Origin of the sequence: Paraburkholderia tuberum STM678, assembly GCF_902833905.1 — a bacterium.
Taxonomy (GTDB): domain Bacteria; phylum Pseudomonadota; class Gammaproteobacteria; order Burkholderiales; family Burkholderiaceae; genus Paraburkholderia; species Paraburkholderia tuberum.
In genome coordinates, this window is record NZ_CADFGP010000008.1 from 139,355 (window position 1) to 156,334 (window position 16,980).

13 protein-coding genes and 1 pseudogene are annotated in these 16,980 nt (G+C 60.4%); 8 read left to right on the forward strand and 6 right to left on the reverse strand.

From position 1 onward, the window contains the following. Positions 1-40 precede the first annotated feature (40 nt). From HWY30_RS42900 to HWY30_RS09245, 3 genes and pseudogenes are all read left to right on the forward strand, one after another. Positions 41-268, forward strand: a pseudogene (locus HWY30_RS42900) (DUF5372 family protein); the annotation flags it as partial. 43 nt (positions 269-311) lie between these two features. Continuing rightward, positions 312-476 (forward strand): hypothetical protein, encoded by a 165-nt coding sequence (locus tag HWY30_RS41520; RefSeq protein WP_244144848.1) that lies wholly within the window; start codon positions 312-314, stop codon positions 474-476. Continuing rightward, on the forward strand, positions 469-2,688 hold the full coding sequence (locus HWY30_RS09245; RefSeq protein ID WP_090810372.1) for a recombinase family protein: 2,220 nt from the start codon (positions 469-471) through the stop codon (positions 2,686-2,688). The genes HWY30_RS41520 and HWY30_RS09245 overlap by 8 nt, the downstream gene beginning before the upstream one ends. A 14-nt stretch (positions 2,689-2,702) precedes the next feature. Here the strand turns inward: HWY30_RS09245 and HWY30_RS09250 are convergent, their stop codons facing one another. Together HWY30_RS09250 and HWY30_RS09255 are read right to left on the reverse strand one after the other, a co-directional pair. After that, entirely contained in the window at positions 2,703-3,233 is a 531-nt protein-coding gene (locus HWY30_RS09250; protein WP_244144849.1) for a reverse transcriptase/maturase family protein, read from the reverse strand. A 1,469-nt stretch (positions 3,234-4,702) separates the two neighbouring features. Beyond that, positions 4,703-4,948: a hypothetical protein gene (locus HWY30_RS09255; protein ID WP_425199364.1), complete on the reverse strand. Its 246-nt coding sequence runs from the start codon at positions 4,946-4,948 to the stop codon at positions 4,703-4,705. Between the two features lie 277 nt (positions 4,949-5,225). Between HWY30_RS09255 and HWY30_RS09260 the strand changes: the two genes are divergently transcribed. Continuing rightward, entirely contained in the window at positions 5,226-7,541 is a 2,316-nt protein-coding gene (locus HWY30_RS09260) for a LamG-like jellyroll fold domain-containing protein (RefSeq protein WP_167368749.1), read from the forward strand. A 612-nt stretch (positions 7,542-8,153) separates the two neighbouring features. Here HWY30_RS09260 and HWY30_RS09265 read toward each other — a convergent pair. Beyond that, positions 8,154-9,305 (reverse strand): IS110 family RNA-guided transposase, encoded by a 1,152-nt coding sequence (locus HWY30_RS09265; RefSeq protein ID WP_090808708.1) that lies wholly within the window; start codon positions 9,303-9,305, stop codon positions 8,154-8,156. A 1,534-nt stretch (positions 9,306-10,839) separates the two neighbouring features. Then, entirely contained in the window at positions 10,840-12,327 is a 1,488-nt protein-coding gene (locus HWY30_RS09270; protein ID WP_090808706.1) for an RICIN domain-containing protein, read from the reverse strand. A 1,129-nt stretch (positions 12,328-13,456) separates the two neighbouring features. On the opposite strand from HWY30_RS09270, the gene HWY30_RS09275 reads away from it, so the two are divergent. The 4 genes from HWY30_RS09275 (at position 13,457) to HWY30_RS09290 (ending at position 15,372) form a co-directional block, all read left to right on the forward strand. Beyond that, entirely contained in the window at positions 13,457-13,780 is a 324-nt protein-coding gene (locus tag HWY30_RS09275) for a site-specific integrase (RefSeq protein ID WP_090808700.1), read from the forward strand. A 34-nt stretch (positions 13,781-13,814) separates the two neighbouring features. After that, positions 13,815-14,153, forward strand: a complete 339-nt coding sequence (locus tag HWY30_RS09280; RefSeq protein ID WP_090808698.1) for a hypothetical protein — start codon at positions 13,815-13,817, stop codon at positions 14,151-14,153. 3 nt (positions 14,154-14,156) lie between these two features. Next, positions 14,157-14,660, forward strand: a complete 504-nt coding sequence (locus tag HWY30_RS09285) for a tyrosine-type recombinase/integrase (protein WP_279613277.1) — start codon at positions 14,157-14,159, stop codon at positions 14,658-14,660. A 406-nt stretch (positions 14,661-15,066) separates the two neighbouring features. Further along, positions 15,067-15,372 (forward strand): panthothenate synthetase, encoded by a 306-nt coding sequence (locus HWY30_RS09290; protein ID WP_090810368.1) that lies wholly within the window; start codon positions 15,067-15,069, stop codon positions 15,370-15,372. A 92-nt stretch (positions 15,373-15,464) separates the two neighbouring features. Here HWY30_RS09290 and HWY30_RS09295 read toward each other — a convergent pair whose 3' ends face one another. After that, a complete protein-coding gene (locus tag HWY30_RS09295; protein WP_176078868.1) occupies positions 15,465-15,812 on the reverse strand; it encodes a hypothetical protein in 348 nt (115 codons plus the stop codon). Between the two features lie 119 nt (positions 15,813-15,931). Further along, positions 15,932-16,930, reverse strand: coding sequence for a class I SAM-dependent methyltransferase (locus HWY30_RS09300; protein WP_090808692.1), 999 nt, complete (start codon positions 16,928-16,930; stop codon positions 15,932-15,934). Between the last annotated feature and the right edge of the window lie 50 nt (positions 16,931-16,980).

Sequence of the window (16,980 nt, forward strand, 5' to 3'; positions counted from 1 at the left end):
ACAGACTACCCCATCCCACGACGTTCCTGAATCAGTCGTCATCACACGAGCTGGCCATCCGTTCGAAGGCCAGCGCCTACAGGTCATCAGCCGACGGCAACGCGCCGGCCGATTACACTTTCTGCTGATCCTGCCCGACGAGTCCCGCGGGCTTATTCCCATCGACTGGACCGACTTCCCAGCGTCCACAGCCAACGGCGTCACCATCGCCGCCGCTTCGCGAGCCGACGCCATCGGTTCACTCGCCGATCTTCTCCGCGCTCGCGCGATCATTGACGCTTTACTGCGCCAGACGGAACAGGAGAGCGACGATGCAACTGAACCTGCCCCTAGCGGACCTGCCGTCGGACGACGGCAGCCTATGGGAACAACTGGACCAAACGGCGCGCGACGCGGTGATCGACGCACTCGCTCGCGCAATCGCAAGGGTCGTGACGCAAAGCCGTCAGGGCCAGCGGGAGAACGATGATGAGTGAGGCCAGCAGCAAGATTAGTCCCAGTCATTTGCAGCGCACCGCGTTCGTCTACATTCGCCAGTCCAGCGCCAACCAGGTTGAGAACAACCGTGAATCGACGCAACGCCAGTACGCGCTCGCCCAGCGAGCCACCGCCCTCGGCTGGCCCGAGCAGCACGTCTGCGTAGTTGACGACGACCTGGGGCTTTCGGGGGCCACTACGGCAAGCCGCGGCGGCTTCGCACGCATGACTGCCGAAGTCGCACTCGGGCACGCCGGCATCATTCTCGGGCTCGAAGTGTCACGTCTGGCGCGCAACAATTCTGACTGGTACCGGTTGCTCGACCTTTGCACCATGACCGATACGCTTATCGGCGACGCCGACGGCGTGTACAACCCGGCGCTTTTCAACGATCGTCTGCTTCTCGGCCTGAAGGGCACGATGAGCGAGGCCGAACTGCATACCCTGCGTGCGCGTCTCGACGGTGGCATCCGGAACAAGGCTGCACGAGGCGAACTGCGACGAGGTCTGCCTACTGGAATGGTTTGGGGCGAGGCTGAAGGCGAGGTGCGACTGCATCCGGACGAAGCCGTTATCAGCGTGCTGCGTGCGGTGTTCGCCCGCTTTAGCGAGTTCGGCACAGCTCGCCGTGTCTGGCTATGGTTTCGCGCAGAGAACCTATCGTTCCCGCTGCAGCTCAACTACAGCACCCCTGAAGCGATCCGCTGGGTCGCACCGACCTACATCGCGATCTACAACGTGCTCACCAATCCGGTTTATGCTGGTGCCTACTGTTACGGCAAGAGCCGCAAAGAACGCTATGTCGACGAGCACGGTGTGCTCAAGACACGGATACGACGCCTGCCTCAGTCGCAGTGGTCCGTGCTCATCCGCGATCATCATGAAGGTTACATCGATTGGGCAACCTACGAGACCAATCAAATGCGTCTGGCTACCAATACCAAGCCCCGCCCCCACGAAGCCGGCGGCGCCGTGAGAGAAGGTACCGCCTTGCTGCAAGGTCTGGCAACCTGTGGCCACTGCAGCCGCAAACTTCGAACTCACTATCGTGGAACCAACCAGACGCCTGGTTACCACTGCTCGAACAAAGGGATCGAGAATAGTCGCGGCGTCTACTGCCTTAACGTCGGCGGCCTGCAAATCGACGCGGCAGTTACTCAGGCCTTTCTCCATGCGGTTGAACCCGCAGGCCTTGAGGCTGCCGTACGCGCGGCTGAACGTCTCGAAGCTGATCATGATGCCGCGCTCGCGCAGTGGCGCCTGAGCGTTGAACGGGCGCAGTATGAAGCACAGCGTGCCGAGCGGCGATACCGTGCCGTGGATCCCGAGAACCGCCTCGTCGCACGCGGGCTCGAAGCGCAATGGGAGAAGCAGTTGTACGAACTCGAGCAGGCACAGCAGGAGCTTGCCCGTCGTGAACAACTTCGTCCGCGAACATTGAGTGCTCAGGAACGACACAACCTGCTCTCGCTCGGCCAGGATCTCCAGCGCTTATGGGAGGCGCCGAGCCTCGCCGTGCGCGACAGGAAGCAGTTGCTGCGCACGCTACTCGAAGAGGTTTCGATTACCGTCAATCGCGAACAATATCAGGCTCATCTGAAGCTGCGCTGGCGCGGCGGCAAGCTCACCGAATGCGATGTTGCACTACCTCGCTCGCGTCCTGCCACCATTCGCACCGACGAAGATACCCTGGCATTGGTACGTCGACTCGCGCAGCACTATCCCGATGCGACCATCGCAGGCATCCTCAACGCGCAAGGCCGTCTGAGCGCACAGGGCCTTCGTTTCAACCAGAACCTTGTTGGCAACCTGCGCCGTCACTGGAAGATTCCCTGCTTCGAACCACCGGCTGAACGGCCTGAAGGAGAACTGCTCAGCATTCGCCAGGCCGCCCGGGTACTGTGCACCGCACCGTCGACACTCCACCGCTGGGTCAACGCCGGCTTCATCGCTGGCGAGCATCCCACGACCGGCGCACCTTGGCGCATCCGCATCACGGAAGCGTTGCGTGGCCTCTTTGTTGATAGTACTCCTGATGGATACGTCGCCATGCAAGTCGCAACGCGACGACTTGGCGTTTCCCGTCAAACGGTGTTGCAGCGTGTAAAGCGCGGCGAACTCGACGCCGTACTGGTCCGTCGTGGACGAGCCAAAGGCTTACGTATCAAGGTCGTCAACGATCAGCCGGACTTCTTCGAACGCACTTCATGAACCAAGGGGCATTGCTATGAGAGATCCAAGTAGTCCGCCAGGTCGGCGTCAACGACGTCCGTACGACCGCGAAACAGCAGTTCCTCCACCTCGACTACCGCTTGCTGGGCATTGCGGCCCGGCCGGTAGGCGTACTGCTCGGGTGGAAGGTCGGCTTCGAAGATCGGTTCGAGCACCAGCATCGCTGCTGTCATGCACACCCGGTCTCGCAGGGTCGAGATGCCCAGTGGCCTCAGCTTGCCATTGGCCTTCGGGATAAACACTCTTCTGATAGGGTCCGGCCGGTAATTCTCCTGCCTGAGCGCAAGCGCCAGTTCGCCGAGCCACCGCTGCACCCCATACGCTTCGACCTCCGCGAAGTCTTGCCGATCGACACCCGGCGCGCCCTTGTTCGAGCGGCACTGGGCGTACGCATGCGCCAGCACATCCTCGCGATAGATCTTGTCGTACAGCGCGTAGAAGCGATACCCGGCTTCTGCCTTCGCTTTCGCGTGTAACGCCATCTGCAGCTTCTGAACACGAATCGGAGTTGATAGGTTGCCCAATCTCCACGTCCTCACTACGTATTGCGTCTGTCTTGAACTGAGGCCCCTTTCCTCCACCGGCATTACCCGACTTCAGCGGTACTACGGGCCTCTCCGTCATCCCAAGGCGCCCGGCCTGTCCCTCACGGGCGTCCGGTTGATCATCCCTGACCACGCCGAGGGACTTCCCGTGTTGCGTACGCTTTCCTTGTGTACATGCTGTCGCCACTACCCCGGCGCAGCGACTGGGCGTCCAGCCTGCTCATTCGCCCAGCCGTATCAGCCTTCCCCGATAGGGTTGTCGGGTCGGCCTGCGCATCGACCTTTTCGAGGTTTGCTCGGCGTTCACTCGCGTTACGGCCTGCACACTCGCGCTGTCACCAATTTGTGACACGCATCACCGAAGGCTTCAGCCATTTCGTTACCTCCATAGCTGCTCTGGTTGCTTCCGGCTGGAGCGGTTGCCGGGCGGGGCTTACACCCGCTGGAAAGCGCCACCTTTTCACGGCGCACACCCACTCCGGCCCTTGGATCCCGCGTTATCTCAACGGCAGCTTTGAAGGGTACAACGGCCATGTGCGCGGTCTCGTCGCACGGCAAGTGCTCGGCGCTCATGACGCTAAAGTACCTCGCCGCCGCTCCATCCATCAACCATTAGAAATGCTGTCTCATGCCTGCGTACGACACGCTTACCGTGACGGCTCCCGTCACATCGCCGCCAAGACTCGAACACTCGCCCATGGACGCCTCTATGCATCCGAAGTATGAGCGCGTTATGCCCACGGAGGACTGCAGCGACCGTTCGTACGATGGTTTTATTTTCGTCGTCCGTCTACCTTGATTCCATGGAATTTGAGATTTCATTTCGCATCTGTATCCCGTGAAGTTCACGATGAGCAGGAGCGGAAGGAGAGTTGGTCCAGCTGCGTCGAGACGATCGGATGTCGGCGGTAGCGACCAGCGTCTTCTACGCGGCCGGCGTCGAATGTGGCTACCTAATTCGTCGCACTACTGCACAAGGAATTCCTCGCTACTTACTCAGGTAAACGAACAACAGAGTCTGACACAACGCACCCAATGGAATCAGTTGCTTAGCGATGCCGTAATCACCTCCCGATGAAATACAGTTTCCACACAAAACGCAGCTCGACCCGATTCGCGCAGAGATCTTGCGACAGGAGGGTTTGACACAAGCGGTGGCGCTACAAGGGGGACATGGGCGCCGACACTTTCACCCACTGCCGATCCCGCACGCTACTCAACAAGCAGGAAATCCTTACAACCGCAAACCTTCAGAAACGTAACAATGTGCCGTAAGCACATATGCAAACGTTTGCTTAACGCTTCACCGAACCTTAGAGCATTCCTTGGAGTTCCGTCCGGTTATATGCGGCTCCCCTGGCGCCGCGCTCGGAAATCGCCTTGCGCCGATGAGCAAAGCGAGGTGTCATTCTGCGATCTGCGCACCATCGCCGCACCGGCGCATGAGTTTAAGTCGCTTTGCGAACGTTGGCAGTCGTGCCCACGACCGTATGCGCCAGCCCCAAGTCGGCGTCCACGTCAATACGGCACGTCGCGCCGAAGCGCCAGGTCTTGGTCTGATGCATCTCAGGGCCGCGCTCGCCGCCCTTGTTCGTCGTCGAACACGGCGTGGCAATCAGCATCGCATCAACCGCCGTGCCTTCCTTAAGCGTATAGGCGTCAGGGCTCAGTGGCGTGTGCTCATTTATGCGCATCAACGCTCCGACGGCAAACGGCGGGGTGGCCCTTCGCCCAGGCTTGCGCGTGCGGTGCAATCAGCGCCATCAAATCTTTCCACGCGCGATGTGCGCCTTATCTCGTCGAGAAGCGCGCTTGTGCGTGCTGTGCGTCGATTGGTGAGGTCAACATTCGGGTCGGTTTGTCTCACACGTCCTTTCGTGCCCGGCATGCGCCGGCTCCAACATCAAAGTCCAGGCGAGCTTTGAACTCTATCTATCGCTGTCCCACTGCATCGCCACAAGGAAGGTGTCTATGAAAAAACCGAATCAAGACGCGACTCAAACGATAACGGAATACGCAGCGGCAGAAATCGGTCGGGGCGACGAGGGAGGCGCGCTTTTCGACGTGTTGTCGTCCCTAAAAAGCAACATGTCGCGCCGCAACTTCCTGCAGGGACTCGGAGCGCTTGCTCTGACGGGATGCGGAGCCGGCTCGGGGTCCGACAGCGGGACGGGAGCAGCGAGTGCAGCGCGCAGCCAGCAGGCAGTCGCAAACGCACAGGCAATCGTAAACGCACAGTCTGGAAGCAGTTCATTCGTCCATCCCGGGCTGCTCCACACACAGGACGATCTGAACCGGATGGCCCAGAAGGTGGCAACCAAGGCTTCGCCGTGGATCGACACCTGGAACTTGATGCTCACAAGCCCGTACGCCAGCACATCATGGAAGCCCAGTCCCCAAGCGGTCATTTACAATGCCATGCCCGGCTACTCGGACAATTGCGGGTATCTCTATAACGACATCGCCGCCGCCTATGCCAACGCGTTGCGCTGGAAGATTACCGGAGACACGACGGCTGCCAATACGGCGGTGGCCATCATGAACGCCTGGGCGTCGAAGCTGACGCAAATCGCCTGGTCCAACGGTAACTACGGCGGTTTCTTGCGGGCGGGGCTCCAGGGTTACACGTTCGCTAACGCCGCAGAATTGATGCGCGACTACCCGGGCTGGGCGCCGGCGGACTTCTCGGCGTTCCAGAACATGATGCTTAACGTGTTTTATCCGATGCAGGTGGCTTCGGGTGCGCAATTAGTTGAGGGCATCGCCGACGGGACTGGCTGGGCTCTCGCTGTCTACTCAAACTGGGATCTCATGACCGCCGCAATGGTTCTAGCGGTGGGTGTCCTATGCGACAACCAGACGATCTTCGACCAGGCGATCAGCTATTTCAAACAAGGCCTTGGCAACGGCGCTATCGAGAATCTGGTCGTTCACCTTCATCCTGGCTATCTGGGCCAGACCCAGGAGGCTGGGCGCGACCAGGGACACGATACACTCAGCATTGCCCTGTTAGGTTCGATCTGTGAAATGGCGTGGAACCAGGGCACCGATCTGTACGGCTACGACAACAACCGGGCCTTGGCCGCCAGCGAATACGTCGCGAAGGGCAACCTCATCCAGTCAGGCACGACCTACTACTCCGTGCCGTTCACTCCCTATTACTGCCCTACCACCGGTGCGTACGACAACGTCTTTTCGACCTCCGCTCAGGGCAACCTCCGGCCGCAGTGGGCGCTCATTTACAACCATTACGTCAACCGGAAAGGTATAGCCGCTCCATACTGCCAGAAATTTGCGACGTCGCACTCACCGGAAGGCGGACTTGGCACTGGCGGCAATTCTGATCAGTTGGGCTATGGCACCTTGACCTTCCAGCGCGACCCCATTGCTCAAGGGACTCCGCCTTCCGGCCTGATCGCGCCAACGATTGCCGGCCAGATCGTCCTGTCCTGGTGGGGAACCGCCTATGCGACCAGCTACAACGTCTACCGGAGCACGACGTCCGGCGGCCCCTACACGCTTGCCGCGAGCGGTATTTCCGATCTTCTGACGTATACCGACGCCAACCTGCCCGCAGGCGCTTACTACTACGTGGTGACCGCGATCACGCCGTCCGGCGAAACGACGCAGTCGAACGAAGCGATGGGCGTGAGCGGCACGCGGATGTATACCAACCTCACCTTCGACGAGGGGAGCGGCACCACCGCCTCCGATGCGACGGGCAATGGCAATAACGGCACGCTGCTCGGCGGCGCAACATGGGCGGCCGGCAAGCACAACACCGCCGTGCAGCTCAACGGGAGCGGCGCCTATGTCACCCTGCCGGCCGGTTTCATCTCAGACATCAACGACTTCACCATCGCGGCCTGGGTGTACTGGAATGGCTCCTCGAATTGGCAGCGTATTTTCGACTTTGGCAACAACACCACTCGTTACATGTTTTTGACACCGCGAAGCAATCTCGGCACGGTGCGGTTTGCGATCACGGAGAGCGGCACTGGGAATGCCGAGCAACGTATCAACGGCACCGCGGCGCTGCCGATGTCGCAATGGGTGCATGTCGCGGTGACGCTGTCCGGTGCGACTGGCACGTTGTACGTCAACGGAGCCGTTGTCGGAACCAATGCCTCGATGTTCCTTTCGCCGTTCCAATTGCGAGGTACGACGAACAACTGGCTCGGACGTTCACAATCTAATGACCCGTATTTCAGCGGTCTGATCGACGACTTCCGTGTCTATAACGGCGCCATGAGCGCCAGCGACATCGTCACGCTCGCCTCGTCCTGAGGTAGGTAGCATCGCACCGGCTTTTCGCGAGCCGGTGCGATCGGCTTCAGGAGCATGCGCCTGTGGCGTGCGCTCATATCCGTGGTCGAGGGCAGGCATCCTACAAACCTTCTATGAGCAGGAAGTTGTCAAGTCCTTTCGGCGAACTGACTCACGAATCATCGGTCAGCTCCCCTTGTGCGCCTTCCCCGTGCGGAAGCGCGTAATCGGGTCAAGGGCAGGCCAAAGCCTGGCGCCAGCGAACCCTTGACGCGGCGAAGGGTTCAATATGCTGGCGAAGGCTGGCGAGCAGTATTGCGCTCGCCAGCATGCAAGCCTGTTCTGGTCGCATATTTACCGCCGTCAACATTTGCTGCAGTCCGGTCTGCGTCCGCTGGTCTGAAACCGGTCATCGCGCGCGTCAGACCTGACGTCCGACTACCTTCTATCCGCTGGCGCCTGGCCAGCCTCATCCTGCATGCGCGTTACGCTGGAATTCTTCCAGGAGCATGCCCCATCTAAAAAATCGGTTATGTGAGTAACCTAGGTTTGTAACGGGCATGTTCACTTCAAACCGCTACTAAGAGGCGTTTCGGGCGTTGCACGATTGAGTGGTTGCGAGGCCCTGGCGACTCAGACTGACTTCAGCTGTGCCCCTTCAGGTATCACCCCGTCCTTCAGATAGCGCCACAGCGCGATCGCGAGGCGCCGCGCCGCCGCGACGATCGCAATGCGTCGCGCGCGGCGGTTTGGTCCCGTGCCCTGCGTGCGCTGGTTGAACCACTGCGTCAGCGCACTGACGGGCTGGTAGCGGATCCAGTCCCACGCCATCTCGACCAGTAACGCGCGCACCCGCCGGTTGCCCTGCCTGCTGATGCCCTGGTCGACCTGGCTCTGACCGCTGTCGTAGGGCTGCGGCACCAGTCCGACACAGGCACCCACCTGGCGGCGGTTGTGGAACTCTCTCCAGAACAGCTCGAGCGCGAGGCGTGATGCGCCCACTTCGCCAATCCCTTTCAGGCGCGCCAGGTCGTCGCTTCGCTTGCGCGCGGGTGCCGGCACGCTCGCCTGGCGCGTCTTCTCCAGCGCCGCGAGTTGGTGCTGGGCCAGCGCCAGCCGCTCGCACTCGCGCAGCAGCCGCTCGCGCAATTCGGGCGGCAGCGGCGCGCCGTCGTGGCACCGCACCTCGTCACGGGCGAGCCGGTCGGCGAAGTGCTGGTGATTGACCTCATCCCAGCAGCCGAGCGTGACCAGCAGTTTGCGCATGCGGTCGCGGTGTTGCATCACTTCCTTCTGCAGTTCCCCGCGATCGCGCATCAGCTGGCGCGACGCTTCGTCCTGCGGTGACGGCACGTGAACCACGTGCATGCGGTCGCGCTCGCCGCGCAGCCACGCGCGCAGATTGATGACCAGCTTGATAACGTCCAGCCGGTCCGTCTTCGCGCGCCGCTTGTGACGCTCGACGGGGATGCTCGCGGGATCGACGACATGACATTCGATCGCGCGGGCCTGCAGCGCGCGGCAGATCCAGAACGCGTCCTGGCCAGCCTCGTAGCTCACCACGACCCGTGTACCCGCTGGCAGCGACCACTTCAGCTTCTGCTGTTCGATCACGTCCAGTACGGCCTGCAGGCGGGCGGCGGCCTGCGGCTGCGCGACCGTGTGCACGGCCGGCTTCTCGCGCCGGCCGTCGTGCAGCGCGACCTTCCATTTGGCCGCTGCCAGTTCGAGCGACACCGCCAACACCAGCTCCTCGGTACCCGTGTATGCCTGATCTGTACGCATGGTGCTCTCCTGAAAGCCAAGCTCGACACGCTGATTTTATGCGTCGGCTTGTCGACGCCCTACGCTTCATAGGATCTAAACAGTAGCGGACGTACGAATGTCCTCGTGCAAGACCGGGCGAACGGCGCTTCCTGGCCGACAGTACTCATCCACAGAAGCCGCCCGAAAGCGGCCGTCGACGATTTTCAACGGTCGCTCTACAGGACCTTGATTGAACTGGTGCTCTCGGCCAGCTACTGACGTTGGTCGGCACCTTCTCGCGGACGTTCCGACGTCTGCTACCCCGCAGTACCCGCCGCTCGAGCAGGCACGCTCCGTCTTGTTGTACTGCAATATGTTTGTTCGACGCCCGGCCCGCTTCATCGTCTCGATGATATACACGAGTATAAGAGCCCGACGCTCGCGTACGACTGCGGCAACCGTTCGTAGAATGGCCGTCTTGGGACCATCCGCATACCATGGTTCCATGGACGGTGCGATTGTTATTTAGGAGGCGAGGATCGAATCGGCAGGTCTTAGTTTGGGCGCTTGTGAACTGTTGTAGGACATCACCCGGCCAACGCGTTGACACAATGAGTCTCCTCAGGTTCCTACCTCCGCACCCCTGGGAAAAACGGAACCTGCTTCGAAGCCGGCTTCCGCCGGCTTTTTTTTACCGAGCGGTCAGCGAGCGGCGGAACGCGCCTGCCACCGGTAGCCCGGCGCAGACCCCGGCCAAGTACGGCGCGTCGACCTCGACCTCGGGCCGAGGTTTCACCGTCGGCTGAGGTACAAGCCGTTGATTTGTTGCACATCGACGACGGCCAGAGCCAGGTACTTGCCGGCCGGGAATGCCCAATGAAGTTCGGGCTGCGGGTCATAAGGAGAGGAAGACGATGAAAAAGATTGGATACCCCCGCTTCACCGCCATCGAGCTGTGGATCCTCGCCGTCTCCATCGTCATCGCAGTCGGAGTACAGATATGAGTGTAGCGCCCACGCCGGCGCATCGCTCGCGCCTCCCTCCGAACGACTTTTCCGACTGTCTGCTCCGCAGCTAAAGCTCCCGTTGAGATACCGTCGGTCGAGGGGCAGAAGTGGGTCGTTAGCTGACTTTGACACGCACCTTGGCTGAGCCGCTCGGACATTCTTGCTGAACGCGGTTCCGCGCCGATGTAATCGGGCTGTTCTCACCCAGTGTGGGCCCGTTCTCATCGAATGGGGTCCGGAGTACGGCGAGATTCTCAACTAATGCGGTCCCGACGTCAGGACGACCCGAACTGGTATCAGGGGGCGCCCTACATCGCGGAGGTGGTCGTGTTCAATGAGCGTGAGTTGGCGCACTGTCATCCTCACGAAAGCAATACATTCACACTCGGGCTTGCCATATTCAAGACGGGATGCACTGACGCTTACCGAATACGAGTCCTGACAGAATCGGATGCGGGTGGGGAGACGGAAGCTGCAACAACTTTCCGTGTCGACTCACCCGGCAGCGGAGCTATAAAGCCCCGCGTGGAACGCCCGCATCTTCAGATTTGCCTGGCGGCTTGCGATCAGGGGGCGAGAACTTGCCACTGCTGGCTTTGCAAACCTTCGTATTGCCAAAGGTCTGCATTTGCACCAGAAGCCGTCGAGCCACCCTTGACATCGAGGCACGAACCGGGCGCGTGGGCCGGACACAGACGGTAATACTGCGAGCCGGTCGAGATGACACGCCAGATCTGATTGGCGGCACCGTGGTAATTCCACACCAGAACCTGCGCCCCATCTCCGGTACCCGCTCCGCTCACGTCCATCGCCAGGCTGCTACTGGCGGCGGCGACCTCATATTCGCCATTGCCCAGATTGACGAAGCTCCACAGTTGGCTTGTCGACCTCGTATAAGGAGTTTGCGTCAGCAAGCTGCCGTTTGCCTGGCCGGCCGGTGCCAGCGCCAGCCCGCTCGATCGGGATACGATCTGATATGTCCCGTCCGGAATCGGCCCGACGCCTCGCGCACTACCATGACCCTGCACTGAATAGTTCGCACCGACCGTGTAGGAGCCGAAATTGTCGATCTGCCACCAGCTATTGGCGAGCGCCGTATTGCCGGCGAGCGTGCCGGTTCCACTGCGGGTGATGATGCCTTCGTTGGTGTTGCCGATGGCTGTATTGCCGACTATCGTTCCAGTCGTGGACTCCATGTCGAGACCGCTCATGGACAGACCGTTGTAGTTCGCAGTGCCGGGCGCGGTCGAGCCGTTGAAACTCAGGTCGTTGTTCGAGACGGTGAGATTGGCAGGAGTTTGCTGGGCATGAATACCCAGCCGATAGTTGCCGACGAATGTCGAGTTATCGACAGTGATCGCGTTGCTCCCCGGTCCGTTGATATGCAAGCCATCGCCCGCCCACGAGTTCAAGAAGCGCGAGTTGGTAATCGTCACATTCGTCGAGCCCCATAAATACGCATTGTGCCAGGCAAGGCCGTCGTTACCGTGCACCATAATGCCGCTATCGTGAAAGTAGGAGCGATCGATGGTCAGTCCATTGATGGACCCGGTTGCCATTCCTTCCGCCGTGTTCCTCACCTCGACGTTCAGAATCTTCAGGTTGCTCGCGTCGACAAGCTCCAAACCCTTCGCGGCTTCGTTGAGGCCACCGCCCGCCACCGAGTAGGCGTTGTTAGGATCAAAAGCCGCCGACTTCGGAACCTGTCCGTCAAGCACAAGGTTCGAGATGGTAATGTCGTGCAGGCTCCTCTGGCCATTCACAAGGATCAGGTTCCATACATAGGGCGTCGACGGTCCTTGAATCACCGTTGCGGCACCTTGGCCCGTCAACGTGATGTTGCTGCCCGGGATCTGGATCGAACTGCTCAAGGTCCAGACGCCCGCGCCGAGCGTAACGGTGCCGCCACCCGCTGCCGCTACCGATTGAAGTGCGCTCTGAATGCTCTGCCCGGGCTGAACGGTGGCGTCCAGCGCGTGCGCGCCCTGCGTCGGCAACAAAGCAGAGAGAGCCAGAGACGTTACTAGACTAATTGACCATCGTTTACTTTTCATGGCGAGCTCTGAAAAAATCGACGTACTGAGATGAAGGCGCCGTGGGGTGGCGGCAGAAGAGGCCAGGAAAAGGAGCACGATTGGGGACCGTCAAGAGCCATGCTTCGTGCTTGATGCGTCGTCGCGATCAAGCGGTTTATCGTCATCCGCGGGCCGGACTGTAGGGGCCTTTCATAAATTTTGTGTTCAAGGCATAACATGTAGCTCAAGGAGCATGTATGCCACGCAAACCCAAAACGGCCCCCCAGGCCCAGCCGGCCTTACCGTCAATTCCAAAGGAACTAAGGAAACACTGATTTATCTGGCTCGGTCGCGACAGCATTGCGTTGCGCGCCATTCCTCGCTGACCCCTGATAGGGCTGAAGATCCGCTGTATTGGCCGGTCATTGCAGTGAAGCACTTCCCACAGCAGACGGCAGTAATATTCGGCCAATAGTTCACGCGCTTCTGAACGTCTTCCTTCAACTCGCCGCATTCATCGCAGCGATCCAGGACACTGACCTGCAGCGGTCGGGAGCGCCACTGTTCAAGCGCGTTCATGTCAGCAGCCCTCGTGTTGATCTGCGACGCCGACGGCGATGATGTTCGCGGCCATCTTCCGCAGTTCTGACGACGTTGGATCATCTCGGTGCAGCTCGAGTAAATCTCTTGCGTTCATGCTCATCGTGGCCCTCACTGGATACAGATGTGGCTAAGGTCAACAGTCCGGCGATATACGTTCTTGTTCAGCCAGGGGACGAACGTGTACTCGTCGTACGCGTTGCTACCGATATGAATCCAGTGCAGAACATTTAACATGGCGCCACTTACTGTAAATGAAATCCCAAAGTCCATGGAATCAAGATAGACGGACGACCCAAAGAAAACCATTCTACGAACGGTCGCTGCAATCCTCCGTTGGCATAGCGCATTCATACGTTTGGATACCTCGATGGCATCCAGGAAGTGAGTGTTCGAGTCGGCGATGTACCGGGAGCCAGTCATACGCAGGTGACCGTGTCGACGTTGCCGGGAGACAGCATGCCACTCACGAAGTCTGAAGGCGACGTGGTTGCCGATCTTGATGTTTGGGCCTGTCAGATCTGTTGTCCAGTGTGGCATTTTCCGCCAGCGGGCAATCGACATTCGCATGTTGCTCGAGACGCAGATCACCGACAACACGATCCGATTCAAGCCGTCAAAGACGGCCGGCACGAGTGGCAAGGTGCTGGACGTTGAGATCACGCTGCAGATCCGCGCGGTGATCGATCGCGCGAAGGCGATCAAGAAGAAGTACTTGATCACCAGCCCATACCTGTTCCCCACGCAGAAAGGCGGGGCGTATTCGAAGACCGGGCTTCATTCGATGTGGCGCCGCGCAAAGGATCGCGCCAACGTCACTGACAGCATCCAGGTCAAAGAGCTGCGGGCGCTCGGTGCAACAGACGCCGCAAAGGCCGGGAAAGGTGGGTGACTGTCACGCTGACAGCATCCGACGGGCCGACATCATGTCCGTGCTGGATACCGTCAAGGCGCGCGGTGCCGCGCGTCTGGCCAACCGGCTGCTCGCCGAACTGAGGCAGATGTTCGGCTTTGCACTGGTGCGCGAGATTGTGGCGGCCGATCCGACGACCGGCATCGAAAAGAAACACGTTGGTGCTCAGGAGGAGGAACGCGAACGTGTGCTGTCGGAGGCCGAAATCCGCGCGTTGTCAGCCAGACTCGCCGACGCCAATCTGCTCAAGTCGACGCAGCACGCTGTATGGGTCATGCTCGCGACGCTCACGCGGATCGGCGAACTGACCCGCGCGCGCCGTGCCGACATCGATCTGGCAGCGCGCACCTGAATCATTCCGGCGGACCACTCGAAAAACGCGAAGGAGCACACGATCTACCTAAGCGAGTTTGCCAAGACCCACATGCGGGCGCTGCTCGAACTCGGCGGCGATGAAGTCTGGCTCTTCCCGGCCGCCCGGCACGACGGGCCAGTGTGTTCCAAGTCCATTACGAAGCAGATCTATGACCGCCAAGGCGCGGCAAGCGGCACGCCGTTGCAGCACCGCAGCCAGCACATCGACGCGCTCATCTTACCAGGCGGACGGTGGACCCCTCACGATCTGCGCCGAACGGGCACGACGCTGATGGGCGAGCTCGGCGTCCATGGCCACGTGATCGAGAAGTGCCTGAACCACCTCGAACAGAACAAGATCAAACGCACCTATCAACGGGCGGTCCGGCAGCAGGAACAGGCGGACGCATGGCGCCTGCTCGGCGCACGCCTGGAACTCCTGATGGATATCCCGTCGAACGTCGTGCCACTCCGGCAGGACGCCGCGCTCTCCGTGGCCGCATAAAACCTACGGCGAAAGGTGTTCTGCGCGCCGTACGCGCGGACGCTTGCAGTCTTCGTCTCGCGCTCAGGCGATTCGCCGCTCAGCCCCATAACGGCCTGCCTAGTGCTCAGAGACTTGCGAACGAATTCGGTCAAACCTTTGATGACGCGGAACCGAATAAATTGGACTTGCCGGATTTGCGACGCGAATTTGTTGGATTCGCAGAAGGGTGAGATTGGCACACGTTGCGCCCGTTGCGAATGGCTGCCGTCGCCAATTGTTGCCGCTCCGCGTCAATTCACTGGTTTCCGATGCTCAGTACCGTTCCGCACCCATACGCGGGAATATTGCCGAGCCCACGAAAGCAACATCGGAGATCTCTTATGCTTGAAGAGTTCTTTCAGGGCCTTAGGCAAGGAGAATGACCATGCGCATGCTTCTCAACATACGGATTCCCCACGAGCCATTCAATGCTTTTGTGCGCGATGGCACCATCGAGGAAGTGATGGCAAAGATACCTGAAGCGATGAAACCGGAAGCAGCCTATTTTACGGAGCAAAGCGGAGGACGCGGAGCCATCCTCGTCATCAACCCTGATGAGCCATCGCAGACTCCCGCATTTGCTGAGCCGTGGTTTCTCACGTTCAACGCCGACTGCGAGTTTCGCGTTGTGCTGCTACCGGAAGACCTGCAGAAAGCCGGGTTGGAGATGCTCGGATCGAAGTGGAAATAGCAGGCGCTGCATGCCGCGGAGCCAGGCCGCAGCACCGCCAATGAAGCCTTGCGGTCCGCCTTGTCGCGTCAAGAACAGGCTCTCTTACCAACCTAACGCTGACGGATCGCCGAGTACAAGTTCGCTACCAATCGCGCGGCGACCATGTGCAGGGACTGAGCCGTGGACAAGGTGCGGAACCCTTCCTGAAAATCCCATGAAGCAATGAGGGGGTGCCCGAGCGTCCTGACGAATGCTCTGCGCATTCTTTCGGTATCGCCAAATCCGGTCTCTCTGGCGATCACCGCAAGTGAGAGTTCCCCGGTATCGACGAGGCTGCGAGCGGCATCGACCCGCAGGATGAGCAAGATCGACAAGGTTTTGTACACCAGCAAGACGCGTACGTCGTCGGGCGTCCGCGACGGCGAAAGATAGCCGCCCGCGCCCGTGCCGAGATCCACCTCGGCGTCGACCGTCAGGTCGGCCGGCAGCGCAACCTACAACATCGACGTCGCCATCGACATCGTCTGAACGCCGTCTCCATTACGAAATGCGGTGCCTGGAGCGCGAGGGATGTGCGCTACTCGAATGCAACGAGGGCTTGCGGCGAAGGTGGCAGCGGCGTCACCGTTACGTTGGAAAAGCCGGCTTCGCGGCCCATTTGCTCGAGTTCGCGCGCGGTGTACGCGTCGCCCTGCGGCGTGGACGCAAGCATCATAAAGGAAAACGCGGCGGCGAACGGCGGCGACACGCGATCCTCGTCGGGAACAAATTCCACCGCGAGCGCTCGCCCTGCGGGACTGAGGCTCCTGCGGACTTTCGAAAGTAATTCCACGCAGGTTGGCGGATCGAAGTGGTGCAGGAAGTTCGTGACCAGCGCCAGATCGAAATTCGTACCCCAATCGACTTCGAACGCACTGCCGGCGACCGTGCGGTAACGCGAACTGACACCGGCCGCTGCGGCGTTCTGCGTCGCGACCTCGAGAACCGGTTGCCAGTCGGTCGCCACGATTTCCGCGCCGGGGATCGCTTCGGCGATCGCGATTCCGAACAGCCCATGCCCGGCTGCAATGTCCAGCACGCGCTTCGGTGCCTGAGGCCGCGCACTCACGTGTTGCGCGATGCTCTGTGCGGTTTGTGTCACGAACGGTGCCATCGCACGCGCAAACTTCACCCAGACGGGATGCTCGGGCGCTATGTTGCCCAGCCCTACGGCTCCTCCGTTGCGAACGAACGCGGCGGGGTCGTCCAGCCACAGTGCCGTCATTTCAGGAGCCGCCAGGAAATCCACGATGCTCCCCATCCAGGCCGGCGAGGAAGTCGTCAGGAATGCGGTGGTCGACGGCGTCAATCGGTACTGTCCCGTTTCCTTCTGCAGAAACCCGTGCACGGTCAGAAAGTCGCAGAGTATGCGCACACCGCGCTCGGCGGCCTTTACCCGCTCGGCTATACGCTTCAGGTCGCCGTGCTCGACCGCTATCGCGGTGAACAGATCGAGCTCGACGGCGGCTTTCACCGCGGCAGTCTTCTGATAGGCCATCGCGGCATCGACGAAGGCCTGCGGAGAGATGTCGTCCATGGTCGGTAGCCTATCGTGAGATACCCTGCAAACAGGTGTTTGAATCGAAT

What these genes read in the sequence shown, in the direction of transcription:
- HWY30_RS09300 (WP_090808692.1), bottom strand. Translation starts at nt 16,930, where the DNA reads ATGGACGACATCTCTCCGCAGGCCTTCGTCGATGCCGCGATGGCCTAT.
- HWY30_RS09255 (WP_425199364.1), bottom strand. Translation starts at nt 4,948, where the DNA reads ATGCGCATAAATGAGCACACGCCACTGAGCCCTGACGCCTATACGCTT.
- HWY30_RS09280 (WP_090808698.1), top strand. Translation starts at nt 13,815, where the DNA reads ATGTCCGTGCTGGATACCGTCAAGGCGCGCGGTGCCGCGCGTCTGGCC.
- HWY30_RS09265 (WP_090808708.1), bottom strand. Translation starts at nt 9,305, where the DNA reads ATGCGTACAGATCAGGCATACACGGGTACCGAGGAGCTGGTGTTGGCG.
- HWY30_RS09260 (WP_167368749.1), top strand. Translation starts at nt 5,226, where the DNA reads ATGAAAAAACCGAATCAAGACGCGACTCAAACGATAACGGAATACGCA.
- HWY30_RS09290 (WP_090810368.1), top strand. Translation starts at nt 15,067, where the DNA reads ATGCGCATGCTTCTCAACATACGGATTCCCCACGAGCCATTCAATGCT.
- HWY30_RS09270 (WP_090808706.1), bottom strand. Translation starts at nt 12,327, where the DNA reads ATGAAAAGTAAACGATGGTCAATTAGTCTAGTAACGTCTCTGGCTCTC.
- HWY30_RS09245 (WP_090810372.1), top strand. Translation starts at nt 469, where the DNA reads ATGAGTGAGGCCAGCAGCAAGATTAGTCCCAGTCATTTGCAGCGCACC.
- HWY30_RS09275 (WP_090808700.1), top strand. Translation starts at nt 13,457, where the DNA reads ATGTTGCTCGAGACGCAGATCACCGACAACACGATCCGATTCAAGCCG.
- HWY30_RS41520 (WP_244144848.1), top strand. Translation starts at nt 312, where the DNA reads ATGCAACTGAACCTGCCCCTAGCGGACCTGCCGTCGGACGACGGCAGC.